The organism is Cupriavidus sp. 05T313, from assembly GCF_056396665.1.
On sequence record NZ_JBFTLX010000510.1, the window covers coordinates 1 to 1,320 of the forward strand.

The 1,320-nt window shown below is 59.9% G+C and carries 1 protein-coding gene; it reads right to left on the bottom strand.

Going from position 1 to position 1,320, the window contains the following annotated elements; genetic code table 11:
* Positions 1-3: 3 nt before the first annotated feature.
* Positions 4-1,254, bottom strand: coding sequence for an ISL3 family transposase (locus AC1DKD_RS41325; RefSeq protein ID WP_477115605.1), 1,251 nt, complete (start codon positions 1,252-1,254; stop codon positions 4-6).
* Positions 1,255-1,320 lie beyond the last annotated feature (66 nt).

The following is a 1,320-nucleotide window of genomic DNA, read 5'->3' on the forward strand; positions in this document are numbered from 1 at the left end:
GGTTCATCCGACTTTCGTGTGGGTCAGCGCAGCTGGATGTAGGTTGAGACCACCGCAGTGGAAGTAGACGGCGATCTTAAAGTGGTCCGGATTGCGATAGCCGCAGGCTCGCTTCTGCACAGTGGCGATCTTGGAATTCAACCCCTCGGCAACGGCATTGGTGATGCGATGTTTGAAGTAGGTCAGCACATTCGGCAAGTGGCGGGCGATCAGCCGGGCGGCGTCAATCATCGGCGCCAGCCGGCTATGGGTCGCCCAGAAGTACCAGCGCCTCCAGAAGCGTGTGGCCCAGCCGGTGGTGCGGTAATTCCACAGCCCCCGCAGCGCCTCCTTCAAGGCCCAGGCTCGAGCTGTTTTCAGCTCCATCGTCCTCAGTGCATTGAAGCGTTCCCTGGTCGGCTCCAGCATGTTCTCCGGGTTGGTCAGCCACAGGTATTTGCTGCGGGCGAGGGTGTCGTCTCCGGCTTTCAGCAACGCCTTGTGCTCCTGCTTTCTGACTTTGTCCACCGCCTCAATGACATGGCGCATGATGTGGAAGCGGTCAAAGACCATCTTCTCGTCTGCGCCAGGCACATTGGCCTGGCAGGCGTTGATGTAGGCCGGCCACATGTCCAGGCTGATAGCGTCAATGGCCTCCCGATACGCCACCGGGAAAGCCTCGAAGTAAGCGGCCAAGCTGGCCTGCTTGCGCTCTTCTCCGATGTATTCCACCGTCGCTTCTTCCAGATCGCACACCAGCGTCATATAGCGATGTCCCTTGGCGATTGCCTTTTCATCCACGCCCATCAGCCGGGGCATCTCGTTGGCTTTCGCCGCCCGCCCCCTCAATACAGCTCTTTCCATCACGTGCCAGGCTTCGTCCCACGTAATGCGCAAGATCTCCGCGGCTCGCTTGACATTCGTTGCCAGCAATATGTCGATTGCCAGCGCTTCAAACAGATGCGTAAACCGACTCCCAGCCTCCGCCCACGGCATCCTCACTTGCCTCACGCCATGCTCCGGACACGACACTCGCGGAGGCCGCGCGTGCAGATACGTCAGGAACTGGCAGCTATCCAGGTGTCGCCACACCCRTTCTCCAAGGTGGTCATAGACCGCCAATTCCTTCCCGCACTCGGGGCACGAAAAACGCTGTCCCTCCAAGTGCCCTACATGCACTTCGACATGCTGCCGCGCCACGTCCAGGTCGACACGCTCCACCGTCCATGGCGCAGTCACGCCAAGCAGCTGCCGGTACAGTTCCACGCTGTCCATCGCACACCTCCTTACCAAGCCATGCGCGAAAGCGTACTACCTACCCACACGAAAGTCTGAAGAACC